General features: G+C 56.6%; 11 protein-coding genes. 4 read left to right on the top strand and 7 right to left on the bottom strand.

The window, feature by feature from the left end; translation table 11 throughout:
• The first annotated feature begins 83 nt into the window (after window positions 1–83).
• Window positions 84–1,010 carry a peptidase MA family metallohydrolase gene (locus OSO_RS0110090; RefSeq protein ID WP_157605130.1) on the top strand — a complete coding sequence of 309 codons (927 nt, stop codon included), beginning with the start codon at window positions 84–86 and terminating at the stop codon, window positions 1,008–1,010.
• Window positions 1,011–1,232: 222 nt separating this feature from the next.
• Here OSO_RS0110090 and OSO_RS0110080 read toward each other — a convergent pair whose 3' ends face one another.
• The 6 genes from OSO_RS0110080 to OSO_RS0110050 form a co-directional block, all read right to left on the bottom strand.
• Window positions 1,233–1,565, bottom strand: a complete 333-nt coding sequence (locus OSO_RS0110080; RefSeq protein WP_029246848.1) for a hypothetical protein — start codon at window positions 1,563–1,565, stop codon at window positions 1,233–1,235.
• Between the two features lie 310 nt (window positions 1,566–1,875).
• Window positions 1,876–2,808 (bottom strand): sugar phosphate isomerase/epimerase family protein, encoded by a 933-nt coding sequence (locus OSO_RS0110075; protein ID WP_010583258.1) that lies wholly within the window; start codon window positions 2,806–2,808, stop codon window positions 1,876–1,878.
• Between the two features lie 128 nt (window positions 2,809–2,936).
• Complete coding sequence (locus tag OSO_RS0110070; protein WP_010583257.1) at window positions 2,937–4,490, bottom strand: DUF7133 domain-containing protein; 1,554 nt, start codon at window positions 4,488–4,490, stop codon at window positions 2,937–2,939.
• A gap of 23 nt (window positions 4,491–4,513) precedes the next feature.
• The gene (locus OSO_RS0110065; RefSeq protein WP_010583256.1) at window positions 4,514–7,735 is read right to left on the bottom strand and encodes a DUF1553 domain-containing protein; all 3,222 of its coding nucleotides are present in this window, start codon (window positions 7,733–7,735) and stop codon (window positions 4,514–4,516) included.
• 447 nt (window positions 7,736–8,182) lie between these two features.
• On the bottom strand, window positions 8,183–8,659 hold the full coding sequence (locus OSO_RS0110055; RefSeq protein ID WP_010583254.1) for a hypothetical protein: 477 nt from the start codon (window positions 8,657–8,659) through the stop codon (window positions 8,183–8,185).
• Between the two features lie 158 nt (window positions 8,660–8,817).
• Window positions 8,818–9,948 (bottom strand): DUF1559 domain-containing protein, encoded by a 1,131-nt coding sequence (locus tag OSO_RS0110050; RefSeq protein ID WP_029246847.1) that lies wholly within the window; start codon window positions 9,946–9,948, stop codon window positions 8,818–8,820.
• A gap of 532 nt (window positions 9,949–10,480) precedes the next feature.
• Here OSO_RS0110050 and OSO_RS0110035 point away from each other — a divergent pair.
• Together OSO_RS0110035 and OSO_RS0110030 are read left to right on the top strand one after the other, a co-directional pair.
• Complete coding sequence (locus tag OSO_RS0110035) at window positions 10,481–11,023, top strand: sigma-70 family RNA polymerase sigma factor (RefSeq protein ID WP_010583251.1); 543 nt, start codon at window positions 10,481–10,483, stop codon at window positions 11,021–11,023.
• On the top strand, window positions 11,016–12,728 hold the full coding sequence (locus OSO_RS0110030) for a LamG-like jellyroll fold domain-containing protein (protein WP_010583250.1): 1,713 nt from the start codon (window positions 11,016–11,018) through the stop codon (window positions 12,726–12,728). Before OSO_RS0110035 ends, OSO_RS0110030 begins: the two co-directional genes overlap by 8 nt.
• A 48-nt stretch (window positions 12,729–12,776) precedes the next feature.
• On the opposite strand, the gene OSO_RS0110025 is transcribed toward OSO_RS0110030, so the two are convergent.
• A complete protein-coding gene (locus tag OSO_RS0110025; protein ID WP_010583249.1) occupies window positions 12,777–13,589 on the bottom strand; it encodes a PIG-L deacetylase family protein in 813 nt (270 codons plus the stop codon).
• A 461-nt stretch (window positions 13,590–14,050) separates the two neighbouring features.
• Between OSO_RS0110025 and pckA the strand changes: the two genes are divergently transcribed.
• A complete protein-coding gene (pckA, locus tag OSO_RS0110020) occupies window positions 14,051–15,628 on the top strand; it encodes a phosphoenolpyruvate carboxykinase (ATP) (protein WP_010583248.1) in 1,578 nt (525 codons plus the stop codon).
• The last annotated feature ends 227 nt before the right edge of the window (window positions 15,629–15,855 follow it).

Genomic DNA, 15,855 nt, shown 5'->3' with positions numbered 1-15,855 from the left:
CGGCCGACATGCAACGTCATGTGCGGCAGCGGTTGGTGTTTGGCGCAGTTCTACCGCCAGCCTCTTCTCTTCGAGAATTCAAATTGGCTACTCAATTCAAGAGCCGCACTGCGCTCGTCGTGATCGTGTTTCTGACATGGCTGAGTGCCGGTCATCTTTCGGTTTCAGCCGACGAGCGACCTGAGTCATCGGTGCCACTGACGATGCGTGTGACGGGCGTGTGGAAGGTGGTTGAATCTCCGAATTTTTGTTGTCGGGGTCAGTTGGCGGATGGCGATATGCGGCGGCTCGCCGAATGCTGCGAAGCATGGCGAAGCCGGCTGCGAACGTTGTGGATTACAGGCGTGCGATCGGATGTCTGGGCACCGAAATGCGATGTCTATGTGCACCCAACGCAAGTCGACTACAACCTTGCTTTGAATCGGCCGGGTGATGTTTCGGTCGGTTCGACGATGATGAATTTCGATCAAGGGCGGGTGGTGTTTCGTCGGATCGACGTGCGTGCCGATGCGAATGACTGGTCGAACGCAGCGTTGCCTCATGAATTGACGCATGTGGTCCTGGGTGAACGTTTTGGAGGACGATCGATCCCACGGTGGGCCGACGAAGGGATTGCGATGCTGAGCGAATCTGTTGAAAAGCATCGGGTGCGACTGACAAACTTGCAGCAATTGATCTCGCGCCGCCAAACGCTGTCACTGTATGAACTCGTCTCGCTACAGCGAATTCCTGGACCGCAACAGCGCGATGCGTTTTACGGTCAGAGCGTCGGTCTGGCTTCATGGATGATTCATCGTTCGACGCCTGCGCGTTTCGCAGATTTTGTCGACGAATGCCAAAGCCTGGGAATGGAGAAGGCACTCCGGCAGCACTACCAGATCGACGGTCTGGCAGGATTGCAGCGGGACTGGGACAACTGGATGCGGACCCCAGACGCGATTGAGTTCGTCAGCCTGCAGCTACACGTGGGGGTGACACCCATTCTGGCCGCGAATGACAAGCGTCCATGATGGAGCGTGGAATCGCGGGCGAATGCTGCCTCGATTCACGATTTTCTGCTTTTTCTGATCTGCTCCAACATCTCAATTTCAATTGAGTTATGACGTCAGCTCTCTGTCATTTTCGCAAGAGTGGCGATCCTGCTGGTCGAACCGGTGGGCATTTCGCTTACCATTCTGATGTCAAATCGTGACGACCGAAATAAATCGCGTTTTGGCCGCCCTCGATGCAAATTAGTTGGGATCATGGTTCGAGCACTCCTGGTGGAATGTGTCGCCGTGATCCGTTTTCGAAAGGCAGAGAGTCATGTCGAAGTGTGTTGTGCTTGGACTACTGGCGATTGGCGGAGTGTTGATCGCGACGGGGAATGCCGAGGCGCGATGGCGTCGCTCGTGCTGTGGTGCGGCTTCGGCGTGTGCTGCCCCGGCGTGTGCCGCATCTGACTGTGGCGTTTCAGCGTGCGGTACTTCGGCCTGTGGATCAACGGGTTGTGGACCAACGGGCTGTGGTGCGTCAGCGTGTGGGGCATCGGGTTGCTCGGCCTGCGCATCTGATGCGGCTCCCACGGTCGCGTCGAATGGAAATGCCGGTATTGCGGTGGCACAGAATTCAAATGGTTCGTCGTATCAAAGCTTCTCGTACGAACCAGGAACAGCTCCCGCCGCAGCGGCCACGGCGCCGGTGTACAGCGCACCTGCTTCCGCTTATCAAAGGACCACGCAAAGGTCGGCGGGCTATTCGGAGTACAATTCTGTGTTGCGCGGTGATCGCAAAATCCGCGGCCTGGGGAATTGAGGTTCAAATCACCTGATTCAGGCTTTCGGACCAAGCCCGCGAACTCGTGGGCTTGGTCCGATGTTGTTTCTTGGACGACGCTCAGTCGATCTGGCCTTGATCGCCAATGAAATTCTTCAAGTAGACGCAGCTTTGTTTCAGTGAGGCCTTGCGGAGTTCGATCGAACCTTCATAGGCGCGATCTTCGACTTCGACACAGACGGGGCCACGGTATCCGACATCGCTGAGCGTGCTGAAGAACTGGCCCCAGTTGACGTCGCCGAGCCCGGGCAGCTTGGGTGTGTGATACTCATTGGGATGGGCCATGATGCCGACTTCGTCGAGCTTGTGTTGGTCGATGCGGACATCTTTGGCATGAATGTGGACCAGCCGGTCGGCGAATTCGCGGATCGGTTTCAGATAGTCCATGTGCTGCCAGATCATGTGGGAAGGGTCGTAGTTCAAGCCAAAATGGGAGCTTGGAATCTCGTCGAACATCCGTCGCCAGATGGCAGGGGTTGTTGCGAGGTTCTTCCCGCCCGGCCATTCATCTTTCGAGAAGAGCATGGGACAGTTCTCGATTCCAATGCGGACGCCGTGATCCTCGGCAAATTTGACGAGTGGCTTCCAGGTGGCAGTAAATCGCGGCCAATTGTCGGCGACGGACTTGGTCCAGTCTCGACCGACGAATGTGTTCATGCGCGTCAGCCCCAGCAGCGATGAGGCTTTGATAACTTTCTGAATATGTTCGACATACTGCTTTGCGTCGGCCAGTTCGGGAGTGAGCGGGTTCGGGTAGTAGCCCAATGCGCTGATCGAGACTTGCGCCTCGGCCATGAGTCCATTCACTTCGGACGCTTGCTCGCGCGTGAAGTCGACGACGTTGATATGTGTGACACCGGCATAGCGACGTTCGGCTTTGCTGGGTGGCCAGCACATGACTTCGATACAGGAATACCCTGCCGATCGAGCGGTCGTGGCCACTTCTTTCAAAGTCAGTTCTGGCAGGATCGCGGTGACAAAACCGAGTTGCATAGTCTGGTTCCGGCGTAAGTGTTGAAACAACGAATGAGGAAAAAACAGTGCGTCTGATGGATTGACGCGGATGATTGACGGAGTTGTTGAAATAAAGGGGGATCGGCAACTCGATCTTCCGCAGGCTGCTAGGGACTGGTCGATTTCGGGATTCGATTCAAGGTATAAAAAGCCTCGGCATGCAGCAGCGGCTGGCCGCTTGCGGAGCGAACGCCGCTAGAGACGAGTTCGTGAATGTTACCGGCTTTGAGTTCACTGACGATCAGTCTGACTCGCAGGTTGTCTGACGATACTGTGGCGTTGGTGATGGTTGGATGTGTCTGATCGACTTCAGGGCTGCCGTAGGTTGATTGATAGATGTATCCGTAGGTTTCCAGATGATAGCTGGTGACGTCAGCGGCGGTTTTGGGGTCGACGGGCTGTGTGAACGTCAGTTCGAATCCGTCGGGGCGTGCGTGCATTTCCTGAATTTCGAATGGGACGCGCCCCGTCCAGACCAGACGATCAAGGGAGCCGGGTTTCGTTCCGCGTGAACCCCAGCCGCGGTTGGTTCCACCGACAAACATCGATCCGTCATCCGTCATCAGGATTCCCAGCGTGCCCGATCCAAATCCTTCGCGAAAGCGGAAGCACGCCCCCTGATAGTGGCCATCGACTTTTTCCAGGAAGCACCGCATCACGGTGCTGTCGCTCTGGTCGCCGACAAACAATTGATTCTTGAATGGTCCGAACTTGCCGTTCGAAATATCACACTCGACGCCGCTCGCCGATTTGCCCATTTTTCCATAGGGAAACAGGATGGCCGAAGGCTCGTACTCGGGAATCTTGGCGGCCTCGGTCATGAAGCGGCTGCCGCTCTCGGGATCTTTGGGACGGGGGCCCATTGCGGCCTGAACTTCGGGAAGGTCATACCAGCGATTCCCGCTGGGGTTTCCCGCGAACTTGCCGGGCGCGAGGTATTTCAGGCCACAGGTTCCGTTCCAGGGGCCCTGGTTGTCGGTGTAGAACATCTCGCCTTCGGCATTCATGCCGATTCCACCAGGGGAACGAATTCCGCTGCAGGTCGGGATCGACTTGCCTTCGGGGGTGATCCGTAGGCACCAGCCGCGGTACTTGCAGTCGCTCGTGAAGGACCCGGTCAAACAGAGCACGACCCAGATGTTTCCCTGGCGATCGAATCGCGAGCCGAAGGCATATTCGTGGTAGTCGCCGGTGACCTGCCAATCGTCATTGACGGTTTCGTACTGGTCGGCTTTGCCGTCACCGTTGGTGTCGCGGAGGCGTGACACTTCGCATCGCTGTGTGACATACAGCCAGCCATCGCGGTACGCGATTCCCAAGGCTTCGTGTAGACCGTGGGCAAATCGAGTCATTTTCGGAGTTGTCGCCGGGTCATCGTTCGGATTCTCAACGATCCAGACTTCGCCCCGCCGGGTGCAGATCGCCAGCTTGCCGTCGGGCAAACGGTCGATTCCCCCCGCTTCCAGCATGATCTCTTTAGGGATGTTGAAAGGGATCATCCGGTAGAAATCATTCTCGACCGGTGCCTGTTCTGCGGCGTTCGTGACGATCGATCCGAGCGTCACGATCCCCGCCAAGACGAGAACTGCAGCGCGACGTGTCGGGCTACGCGGAACCGAACGATTTCGCTGGAAGATCTCTGCAATCAACCCGTGGCCCATGTTGTGGGATACCTTCTCTCGGTTTACTTATTGAGCGCTTCGTCCAGATTCATGATTTCATTCGCGAGCATCGTCCAGGCGGCAAGATCGGCGGGCGCGATTGAAGGATCCGCTTTGGATTCCCCTTCGCCAATCAGCTTTGCTGCGTCGTCGATATGCGACTGATAGAAGGCTTTCAAGTCGGCCAGCGACTGCTGAACGACGCTGAGTTCGCTCTTGCGGAACGGGCGAGACAGGACGTGATTGGCGAGAATGTTGAGTCGAGACGGCTCGTCGGAAGCCTGCGCCTTCAATGTGCGCTCGGCGAGATTTCGAGCGGCCTCAACGAACTGCGTGTCATTGAGCGTGACGAGCGCCTGCAGTGGGGTGTTGGTGCGTTCGCGACGCACCGTGCAGGTTTCTCGTGCTGTGGCGTTGAAGATTTCCATCGACGCCGGTGGTGCGGAGCGTTTCCAGAACGTGTACAGGCTTCGTCGATAAAGGTTCTCACCGTGATCGCGGACGTAGTCGTGCGTGTTGCTTTCCTTCATGGCAACGGCTTCCCAAACGCCATCAGGCTGGTACGGCTTGACGCTGGGGCCACCGATTTTCTTGACCAGCAGGCCACTGATCGCCAGTGCCGAGTCACGCAGCATTTCGGCGTCCATGCGGAATCGCGGTCCGCGTGACAGCAGTCGATTTTGCGGATCTTTTTCGAGCTTCAGTGCGGTCGTCACAGCGGCCTGTCGATAGGTGTTCGAAGTGACGAGCAAGCGGAAAAAGCGTTTGATGTCCCAAGGTGTGGTCGCCGCCGTGGCGCTGGACGAAGCGGGCCATTGCAAATCTGGTGTCCCTTCGCGGAACTCGATCGCGAGCCAGTCGAGCAACTCTTGGTTGGCGGGCAGTTCACCCGCAATCCCGAAATCCCCCGATGTTCGTACGATGCCGGTGCCGAACAGTTCCTGCCAGAACCGATTCACGGTGACGCGCGCCATGAGTGGATGTGCGGGATCGAGCAGCCATTGGGCAAGTCCAAGGCGATTGCGAGCGGCGTTTTCGGGGAACGGCGGCAGTACGGCGGGGGTCGCGGGCCTCACCTGTTCGCCACGTTTGTCATATTCGCCACGGGCCAGGATGTAGGCGACCGCCTCTTCATTCTTCTCGTTCATCACCAGCGCGACTGTGCCGCGGGCCTTGATCGCGTTCTGTTCGGATTCGAGCGCGGCCAACTGAGCGGTTCGCTGTTGGAATGGCTGGTCGATCGTACCAAGCCACCACGGATAGACTTCTGATTTCTCGGCCTCGGTGCGATCGCCGGGGGACTTGGCGAAAATTCCGGTGAATCGCGTGACTTTGGCCAGAGACTCGACTTCGGTCGGAGAAAGTGCGTAACGGTACAGACGCAGATCTTGGATCCCCGTGGCCGAAACGGGATCGCTGGCTGATCGCTCGCCGATGCGGAAGGGAACCGGTGTGCGGATCGAACCCTGCAGCCTGTCGACTTCGATGTTCGTTCCCTGGAGGACGCCATTGTAGTAAATCTTGACGCCTGCACCTTTGGACGAGCCGTCATATGTCACGGCGACGTGGGTCCACTCGTTCGCCTTCATCTGTTTCTGGGTGACGACTTTCAGGGCGTCATTCGGCCAACTGCTGACAATGTGGGTTCCAATCCGGCGTGATTGAAGCCACATGTCCCAACCGCGGTACTCAGATGGCTTGTCCATGCGGGCGACAATCGCCCCGGTTGAGTCGTTCGGTTGCGGCTTGACCCAGGCGATGTACGAGAATGGTTGATCTTTCTCGAAGTCTCCGGCGTCAGAAATGTTGGCCGCGGCGTGGTCAAGTTCGAGTGCTTTGGACGAAACGCCATCGATCCATTTCTGGTTCTCTTTCAAGGGAAGGTCTCGCGACATTCCATCGACGAGGACTGTCGTGATCTGGCCCTGCCCTTCGCTCAAGGGAGCGTGAAGAGCGAGATTTTTCGAGGGGATTGCTGGCAGCAATGATTCGGGTGTTGCCGTCGAGAGCCACGATTCAAACGCGGGCTTCGCTTCACCGCGTCGAGATTCGATGGCCTGTCGGGCGGCGGAGATTTCAGCCACGAGCGCGGCAAACCGAGGACGCTCGTCATCTTTCGCCACGACGATGACGGGCGGCGTATCTTTGATGTTGCCGTCCATCGCATTCTGGGTGGTGTTGTTGAAGAATGCGGCCAATTCGTAGAACTCGCGCTGTGACAGCGGATCGAATTTGTGATTGTGACAGACGGCACAGCCCGCGGTCAGTCCCATCCAGACCTGAGCGACGGTGTCGGTGCGATCCCGCGCGTAAAGCACGTAGTATTCTTCGGGAATCGTCCCGCCTTCGTTCGTCGTGATATTGCAGCGGTTGAAGCCCGATGCAATTTGTTGATCGAGCGTTCGATTGGGCAATAGATCACCGGCAAGCTGGTCAATCGTGAATTGGTCAAACGGCTGATTCCGGTTAAAGGCATTGATGACGTTCTCACGATACGACCACATTTCGCGGAAATTGTCGAAGTGAATTCCATGCGTGTCGGCGTAGCGGGCGGCGTCGAGCCAATAGCGTCCTCGATGTTCACCCCATTGAGGCGATTCGAGCAGCGAGTCAACCAGCGTTTCATACGCATTGGGCGATGTGTCAGCCAGAAAGCGTTCGACCACTTCGAGGCTTGGCGGCAGCCCTGTGAGATCAAGGCTCAGCCTGCGTGCGAGAGTGCGGCGATCGGCCTCAGGTGCGGGCGTCAAACCCCTGGCTTCCAGTTGGGCCAGAACGAACGCATCGATGGGATTCCGAACCCAGGCCTGATCCTTGACGGCAGGTTGTTTCGGACGGACCGGCGGCAGGAACGACCAGTGCGGCTGATATTCGGCGCCTTGGACCACCCAGCGTTTCAGTGTCTCGATCTGCTCGGCCGAGAGCGGTTTCTTGGAGGCCGTCGGTGGCATGATCTCGTCGGCATCATGTGATTCAATTCGGCGGATCAGTTCGCTTTCGGCAAGCTGGCCTGGGACGATCGCGTTTTTGCTGATCGCGGCGTCGCGCTGATCGAGTCGCAGATCTCCCTTTCGTGAGGCGCTGTCCGGGCCGTGGCAGGCGAAACAGTGTTCGGTCAGGATCGGGCGCACGTCACGATTGAATTCCAACGGTGCGTCGGCTGCGGACAACGACGTGACGACCAGGAAGAAGGCTCCGGTGATAGAAACCGTCAAATGGACGGAATGAAACGGCAAAATTCTCATCAGTGGTCACTCACAAAAAAGCAGCTTCACGAATCGGGTGGATTTCGGTTCGCAGTCTCCCCATTCTACACACTTTCGCGTGAATTCCGAAGCGGATCAGGGCCGGGTCGCAACGATTTCGTCTACCGAGGATGGCATCGCTTCCGCCACGATTGTCGAGGTCTTTGTTGATCAGTTTGGAATCGACGCTCGAGGGCGGTGCCGCGCGATGACGGTGGCGGCATCAGATTGTCGCTGACACCGCGCGGTACTCAAAAGATCCGGCGGCCGAGGTGAGCGTGGGGCGGCTCGAAACGTCGAACGCTTGATTCGTCATGCGCCTGCGCCGATCTGGTGATTCACCGTCGGCAGAGCGTGCGATCTTGGCCCATCACACGTGAGAGATGTGATATTGGCGAGTGGTCAGGCTGTTCCTTATTCGGGGAGATGCGACGTCAATGGTCTGGCTTATCGCGACTTCCTGGGTGCCGACTTGAGTTCAATCGTACCGACGTCGAGATTTTCGCCCGTCTTGACCGTGATGATTTTGGCAGGCGGTTTGGGAGGGATGTACTTTCCGCCGAATCGGTCTTCGCCGCTCTCGCGACGCTTCACCTGTTCCTCTGGCGGAAAGTATTGGCAGTACAGCTTGTACTCGCCGGCAGGAACTCCATCGCCTCTGGCATAGGTCTTCAGAGCAAAGGCACCATCGTTGTTTGTCATGACCGTGAACGACTTGATGTAGGCCTCGCGCTTTTCGGCGATGTCTCCGACAGGAACGTATTTGAGAATGACACCGCCGGTGGGGTTACCATCGACCATGATGGCTCCCGTCACCTTGGTGAGCGGGACCTTGTCTTTGATTCTCGACGGGTCACCTTGTGAACAGCCGATCAGAGGGCAGGACAGCGAAAGGGCGACAGCGAGCATGCGGCGGAGGTGCATGAAGGCGATTCCAGAAAACGTGTCGCAATCGAATTTTGAGAGGCAGTCACAGTCGAGCGTTCCGCTTGTGACACGACGAGAGCCGCACAGGCCAGCGCCACGTGTCGTGAATTTCGTCGAATCGAGGCCTCTTGGAAGGGTCTCGTCATCGTGGTCACTTAGAATTCACCGACAATGTCACCGCCAGAGCGGGTCAGCAATGCGGCCATGATATAGTCACTGATCGACTCGTTGAGTGCGCGCACGGAACCATCGCCCATGAGTTGTTGATCGATCCCGGGATGGAACGAGTACAGTCCTCGGTAGGCGATGTTAGTGCAGTTGATCACGCACGAGTTCTTGTCGCCGTTGGCATCGCGGACGTCGTTGTTTCCATCGCGATTTCCCCCATCGAACCATTGTTGATTCTGCGGATCGGCCCAGCCGGCTCCGCCGTAGTTCAACTGTGCGTTGTACAATCCTTTCGGGCCGGCGAACGCGGGGCTGGGGTCGATTGCAGGGGTGATCATCTTTCCCTTTTCCCAGACCTGGTTCCGCGCTGCGTTCTCGGAAACCATGATGGTATTCGATAGCCCGTCAGCGACTTTCGCGATTGTCGGTGTACCGTCGTAGTCGCCCTGTTGGGCTGCCGCGGTCGAGTTCACTACCGCAATTTTCTGCTTGTTTCCGCACCAAAACATGGACTGGCTTCGCGGATCGCCTCGAGGCACTGTGCCGTCACCGATGTTGCTCAGGAGTGGATAGTTCACCATGACTGTCACCACGTAGTCGCTACGCCCCCACATGGCAGTGATGTCGGTCGCAGGAATATTGGAACCGATAACAACTCCACCGGTTGAGGTGCTCCAGGTCATCGGAAATACCGACGGGGACGGCGCCGAAGGGCAAAGGTGTGTCGCCAACGGAGTTGCGATCAACGCCTGATTTCGGGCACCTGACCAGATCGGTACGCTTGGATCGAAACCATTGTAGATTGTCGCTTGATCGATGTATGGCAGAATGGCTTGTCCCCAGCCCTGGGCGAAGGTGGTCATTGTATTGGAGTTGTCCACATACCAAAGTCCCGCGATGGGGAATTGATTGAAGACATTCTCATAGTTAAAGAGTGCCAAACCAATCTGTTTCAGATTGTTTTTGCATTGCGTACGTCTCGCCGCTTCGCGCGCCTGTTGAACCGCGGGAAGCAGTAGCGCGATCAAAACGGCGATGATTGCGATCACCACCAGCAGTTCGATCAGTGTGAATGCGGTCCGCCTGAGAAAACGATTCTTTAAAGCCGATGATGCCATGTGCCACAACCCTTCGACAGAGAAAGAAAACGTTCAGACCAAAATGGATGCCAACCCCAATGGAAAGGAGACGGCGACTGACAACAATCCACCAACCTGCAGGACGTCGATCTGGCGCGGGGCAGGCAGTCTACGTGTGCTGGATACCGTGTTTCATTCGCAACTTGTGAGTCAGAGTTCTGCGTCGTGGCTACAGATTTGAACGGCAGTAATGTGCTCAAGGCATCGACGAGAAATGCCAAGTCAGAAGTGCTTCGAACTTCCTTCCTATTCTCGTGAAGGCTGTGATTCCTGACAGAAAAAAAATCGAAAGTCCGAGATTTCGGAATTTCACTTTGTCGCAGGTCCACCTCGGGTGAGAATGCCTCGCGATGTGACTAGCGCTTGCTGCAATGAAAACGCGACGGCCCCCAATCCTGGAATGGGTTACCACGGCGAATTGGCGGAAAATGTCGGGATCGACTGTCAGATTTGTGACCGTTCTTTGAAATAGTCATGGGCATGTTCGAATTCCTCGGTCGAGGGGCGAGCGATGGCGCTGAATCGAGAGCAGTTTCTCAACGTCTTGCTGTCATATGAGTCTGATCTCCGGGCGTTTATTGGTTCGGTTGTGCTCGATCGGCATATGCGTCAGGACATCTTTCAGGATGTCGCCATGACGTTGTGGCAGAAGTTTGAGGAATATGATTCGTCGCGTCCGTTCGGTGCGTGGGCACGGGCGATTGCGGCCCACAAGATTCTGCAGCATCGACATCAGAATAAGCGGTTTCCGATCGCCTTTACATCGGACGCCATCCCGGCGATTCTCGCCGCGTATGACCGAACGGAAGTTCAGACGGTGGAACAACATGTTGCCTTGGATGAGTGTGTCCGCTGCTTGCCCGAGCATGCCCGGCTGCTGCTGCAACTTCGGTATGAACGGGACCTGAAAGCGGACGAAATTGCATCCATGACAGGGAAGTCGGTCGATGCCGTGTACCAAACTCTCTGCCGCATTCGCACGAGATTGGCCGATTGCATGAAGCGTCGATTGGCACAAGAGTGCCGAACTTCGCTGGGAGCGACAAATGGATAACGCGCTGCGTGCCCATGAGTTGATTGCTCGATTTCTTGAGGGGCTCGCGTCGGCCGAGGATTCGGCTGAGCTTGAACGTCTGATCCTTGAAGATGTGTCGGTGGCAAATGATTTTGCCAAGGCAACACGGTTTGATTCGATGCTGCTGGAACTGTTCGGCAATGATCGGACCGCCCGCGAAACCCGTGAGGTTCTCGAAGGCGCGAATGAGATCATCGTGGGGGCGATCAGCGACATGGAGATCTCTTCGCCGCCTGCTGGAAGAAGGCCGTCACAAACCGCCGTCTTGAATGTGCACAAGAGGCCCTCTGACCGGACGAAGGTGGTGGGTGTGGTGATGATCGGCCTGTTCTTGTCGGCGATGATCGGATTGGCGATCAACTCCCCTCGTGAGCGAAACAGGCCAGACGCGATCGTCGACGCCGTGAAGTCGAACGACGACCAATCGCTGATCTCGGTCGCGGATGCGCAGTCGAACGGAGTGCCGGTGGCGGTCATCACTCAGATGGTGGGAGCAAGATTTTCGCGTGTGGGATTTTCGCCTGCCGTGGGTGATCAATTCCGGACGGGCGGGTATCGGTTGACGAGCGGAATTGTCGAGTTAACGTTTGCGCACAGCCCAGAAGTCATTCTCGAAGCGCCCTGTGAATTTGATCTCAAGGGACGCGAGTTGCTATTGCTGCATCGTGGCAAGATGTCGGCAAAAGTTCCGAAGGGGGCAGGTGAATTTACCGTCGAGACGCCCAGCGCGACGGTGGTCGATCAGGGGACCGAGTTCGCCGTGCAGGTTGATGAGAAAGACGATAGCGAAGTGCATGTCTTTGATGGGATGGTGTCCGTGTTGCCGCGATCGGGCACTTTGCTGAATCCTGCCATATTGCGAGGGCGAAGCGCGTCGGCGATCGGCAAGAAGTCGCCGACGCCATGCGGAATCGATGTCGATGGTGATCGGTTTTTGCGGACACTCAGTGAGCCCGAGTCGCGCTATGCGCAATTGGTACTGGAGTGGCATCCCGTTCTCTACTATCGGATGCTGGCCGCGGGGAGTGGCATACACGATTCGGGGCCACTCGCCATTGAAGCGTCGATTGTTCGGGGCGGATCGGAGGGAACCCCCTGGACGGTTGGTCGGATTGGTTCGGCCCTTCAATTTGGCGGCCCCTCCGTCAAAGATTACGCCGTGGTGTCAGACTATCCGAAGACGGCAGACGACACTTTGACCGTGACCGCGTGGGTGTTTGCGAAAAGTCGTCCTCGATCGGCGACGATTGCGAAAAACTGGTCCGGAGAGGATCACGGTCAGTTCCATTTTGGGCTGCACCATGACTATGGACAGTTGGAAATTCTCATCACCGAACACGATGGCCATGTCGTTTCGTTGCGTGACAAGCAGCCTCTGCCGATCGGGCGTTGGCAGCATGTCGCATTTGTGGCGGACGGGGTGATGCTGCGCCTATATCGAAACGGCAACGAAGTTGGGGCCGTGCCGTATACGGGGATCGGTGGCGATCCGACACTCAAGGCGATGGGAATTGGCGTCCAGTTAAACCGTGAAGGAAATCAACCGGATATTCTGCGTTTCAACGACGACGACCCCGGAATTAGCGACTATTGGCATGGCCGACTGGATGAGTTGGCAATCTTCAACCACGCACTCGATCGGGAGCAGATCAAGCAACTTTACGAGAGTGCCCAGGAGTTGTGACAGACCACATGTGAGGTCACGTGGCCAGTGAAGCATCGCAGGCGTCGCTCAGAACTTCTTTTTGATGAATGCGACGGGAAGCGTGGCTCGTCCGGGCAGTGGTTCTGCAAGGGTGTATGCTTCCGCATAGCGCACGCCGCTTTCCTCGCCGCGTCGGCGCTGCACATCGTCTTGATCGACCCAGATGGCGTCCGGCTTCTGGCTTTGAAAGCAGAAACAGGCATCTTTCTTGATGTCGCGAACGTCCGTAATATCCAGGAAAAGATCGGGAGTAAACGCGACCGTCTGGTAATCGGTTAATCCTTCAAAGAAGTAGAGGCTCCATTTTTTGTCGCGCAGATAGCTTTGCCAGACGAGCGAACTGGTCACATGCCGGTTTGGCTGTGTATCCAGCGGCCAGTGTGTGACGACGATGTCCGGTTTGATTTGTCTGAGCCAGGTCGAGACGGTTTCGATCGTTGGTTCGTCGGCCACCAGCTCGAGATGGTCATATTCAAAAAAGTGGGGTGTGGCTCCGATCACTTTACCGGATTCGAGTGCCTCACGCCGTCGGACATCCGCTTCGGGTTGGCCATCGATTTTTCGCACACCACGAAAGCTGCTCGCGCTGGCGATGATAACTTCGTGTCCCGCTTTGGTCAGCTTCGCGATCAGTCCACCGCATCCGAACTGAGTGTCTTCGGGGTGTGCGGCGAAAATGACGATTCGCCGTTTTTTGAACTCCGGCCGCGGAGTTGCCGCTTCCACTTGATTCGCGAACGCGTTGACATTCCGCGCCTCATTTCTCGACCAGTTTGTCGAGCTGATGGCAATCGCGATCGGCAGCAACAGAACGAGGCCCAATGCGAAACGCGGGGACATGCATCGATCCCTTAAAAGCTTCGATGAACGCGGGACAGTCTTGTCGATGTCTCGGAAAGGATGTCTCGAGGGGGCGCGTCGAGATGACCTGATTGCGTGCAGACGATAAGCTTCCTTTGTGACCCCACGACTTCGAGCCGTGTCAAATGGAGCCTGTCTTCGCCACCATCGTTACGCAATCTCGAAGCTCGCTCAAGAGTTTACGAGAATTTTTCGGATGTTCGCGATGGCCAGGCGTTTGAACAACTTGGTGTCACCGTTCACAGCCCGAAGAGAGGGGGGCAGGTACATTTTCCCGGTTCAATGGGCATCCACAGTGCTTCGACGAGCGTCATTCTTCCCTTGACCGCGAGAAAATGAGCCACCGCCCCGGCCTGTGAACGGTGACCAACTTGGTGCAGGATGTCACGAGTCGCTATAACGCGTCGGGCGAGGGATTGTGAATAGCGAGGGAGGATCGCATGTCGAATCTTGATTTATCGGTTCATGGTTTAAGTGTCGCGAAAGTCCTGCGAAATGCAGACCCTTCTCAGCTCTATGAAGAGGCCATCCGGTATGAGCCGGGTACGACGATCTCACATACCGGCGCCTTGATTGCCTATTCGGGGAAAAAGACCGGGCGATCTCCGCAGGACAAGCGGTTGGTCAGGAATGCCGAGTCCGAATCCGACATCTGGTGGGGCCCCGTCAATTTCCCGCTCGACGAAGCCTCGTTCTGTATTAATCGTGAGCGTGCTAAGGACTATTTGAATACTCGCGACCGACTGTATGTCGTTGACGCATACGCTGGCTGGGATCCCCGCCATCAGATCAAGGTCCGCGTGATTTGCTCGCGGCCATATCATGCACTGTTCATGCACCAGATGCTGATCCGTCCGAGTGACGAGCAACTTGAGAGTTTTGGAACGCCTGATTTCGTGATCTACAACGCGGGGCGTTTTCCGGCGAATCGCTACACCACTGGCATGACGTCGACGACCAGTGTGGACGTCAGTTTTGAGAATGGTGAGGTCGTGATTCTTGGCACAGAGTACGCTGGAGAGATGAAGAAGGGCATCTTCACGATCATGAACTACCTGATGCCGAAGCGTGGCGTGCTTTCGATGCATTGTTCGGCGACCGCGGATCGAACCACGGGAAAATCTTCGATTCTGTTTGGGTTGTCGGGAACGGGAAAGACGACCTTGTCCGCCGACCCGCGTCGATCGTTGATCGGCGATGACGAGCACTGCTGGTCGAACGAGGGAATTTTCAATATCGAAGGGGGTTGCTACGCGAAGGCCATTTATCTTTCACGCGAATCCGAGCCCGAGATTTTTCAGGCGTTGCGGTTTGGGGCGGTGCTGGAGAACGTTGTCTACGACGACGCGCATCACCATGTCGATTTCAACAACTCGAGCATCACTCAGAATACGCGTGGCGCTTATCCAATCGAGTATGTCACGAATGCGAGGATTCCGTGTCTGGCCGGGCATCCCACCGATGTGATTTTTCTCACCTGTGACGCATTCGGGGTCTTACCGCCGGTCAGCCGTTTGACTCCCGAGCAGGCGATGGTTTATTTCATTAACGGCTACACCGCGAAGATCGCAGGAACGGAAATGGGTGTGCAGGAACCGCAAGCGACGTTTTCGCCCTGTTTCGGCGGGCCGTTTCTGGTGTGGCATCCCCAAAAGTATGCCGACCTATTGGCCGAGAGAATCCGAACACACGGTTCCAATGTCTGGTTGGTCAACACGGGATGGAGCGGCGGACCGTATGGAGTTGGCTCGCGGATGAAGCTTTCATATACCCGCGCCATCGTCGATGCGATCCATGCCGGCGTCCTGAAAGATGCACCAACGCAAGTTGATCCGATATTTGGGCTACATGTCGTGACGCAATGTCCAAACGTGCCCGAAGAGATCTTGAATCCACGCACCAACTGGCCTGATCCCGCCGCCTACGACGCCAGTGCGACAAGGCTGGCGGACTTGTTCGACGAGAACTATGCCCAGTTTCAAGCGGGCGGCGTGATTAAAGGATCGTTCGACGGTTAGGGGGCACAGGAAACTCTGTGCTGATAGGGGGCGGCAATTCCTCGTTACCAAGCGGGAGCTGGGTAACGAGGGAACGAAGCAGGAGCTTGGTAACGAGGGAACGAAGCAGGAGCTTGGTAACGAGGGAGAACGAGGGGAAGCAGGAGCTTGTAGCGGGGGGGGGGGAGCGAGGGTCGCGAGAGAATGAGAATGAAGTGCACTGCCATCGTCTGTGATCTCTTGTCGTG

Source organism: Schlesneria paludicola DSM 18645, from assembly GCF_000255655.1.
In the GTDB taxonomy this organism is placed as follows: Bacteria; Planctomycetota; Planctomycetia; order Planctomycetales; family Planctomycetaceae; genus Schlesneria; species Schlesneria paludicola.
Note: the sequence above shows the minus strand (reverse complement) of the source record. Positions and strands in the feature narration are given on the sequence as shown.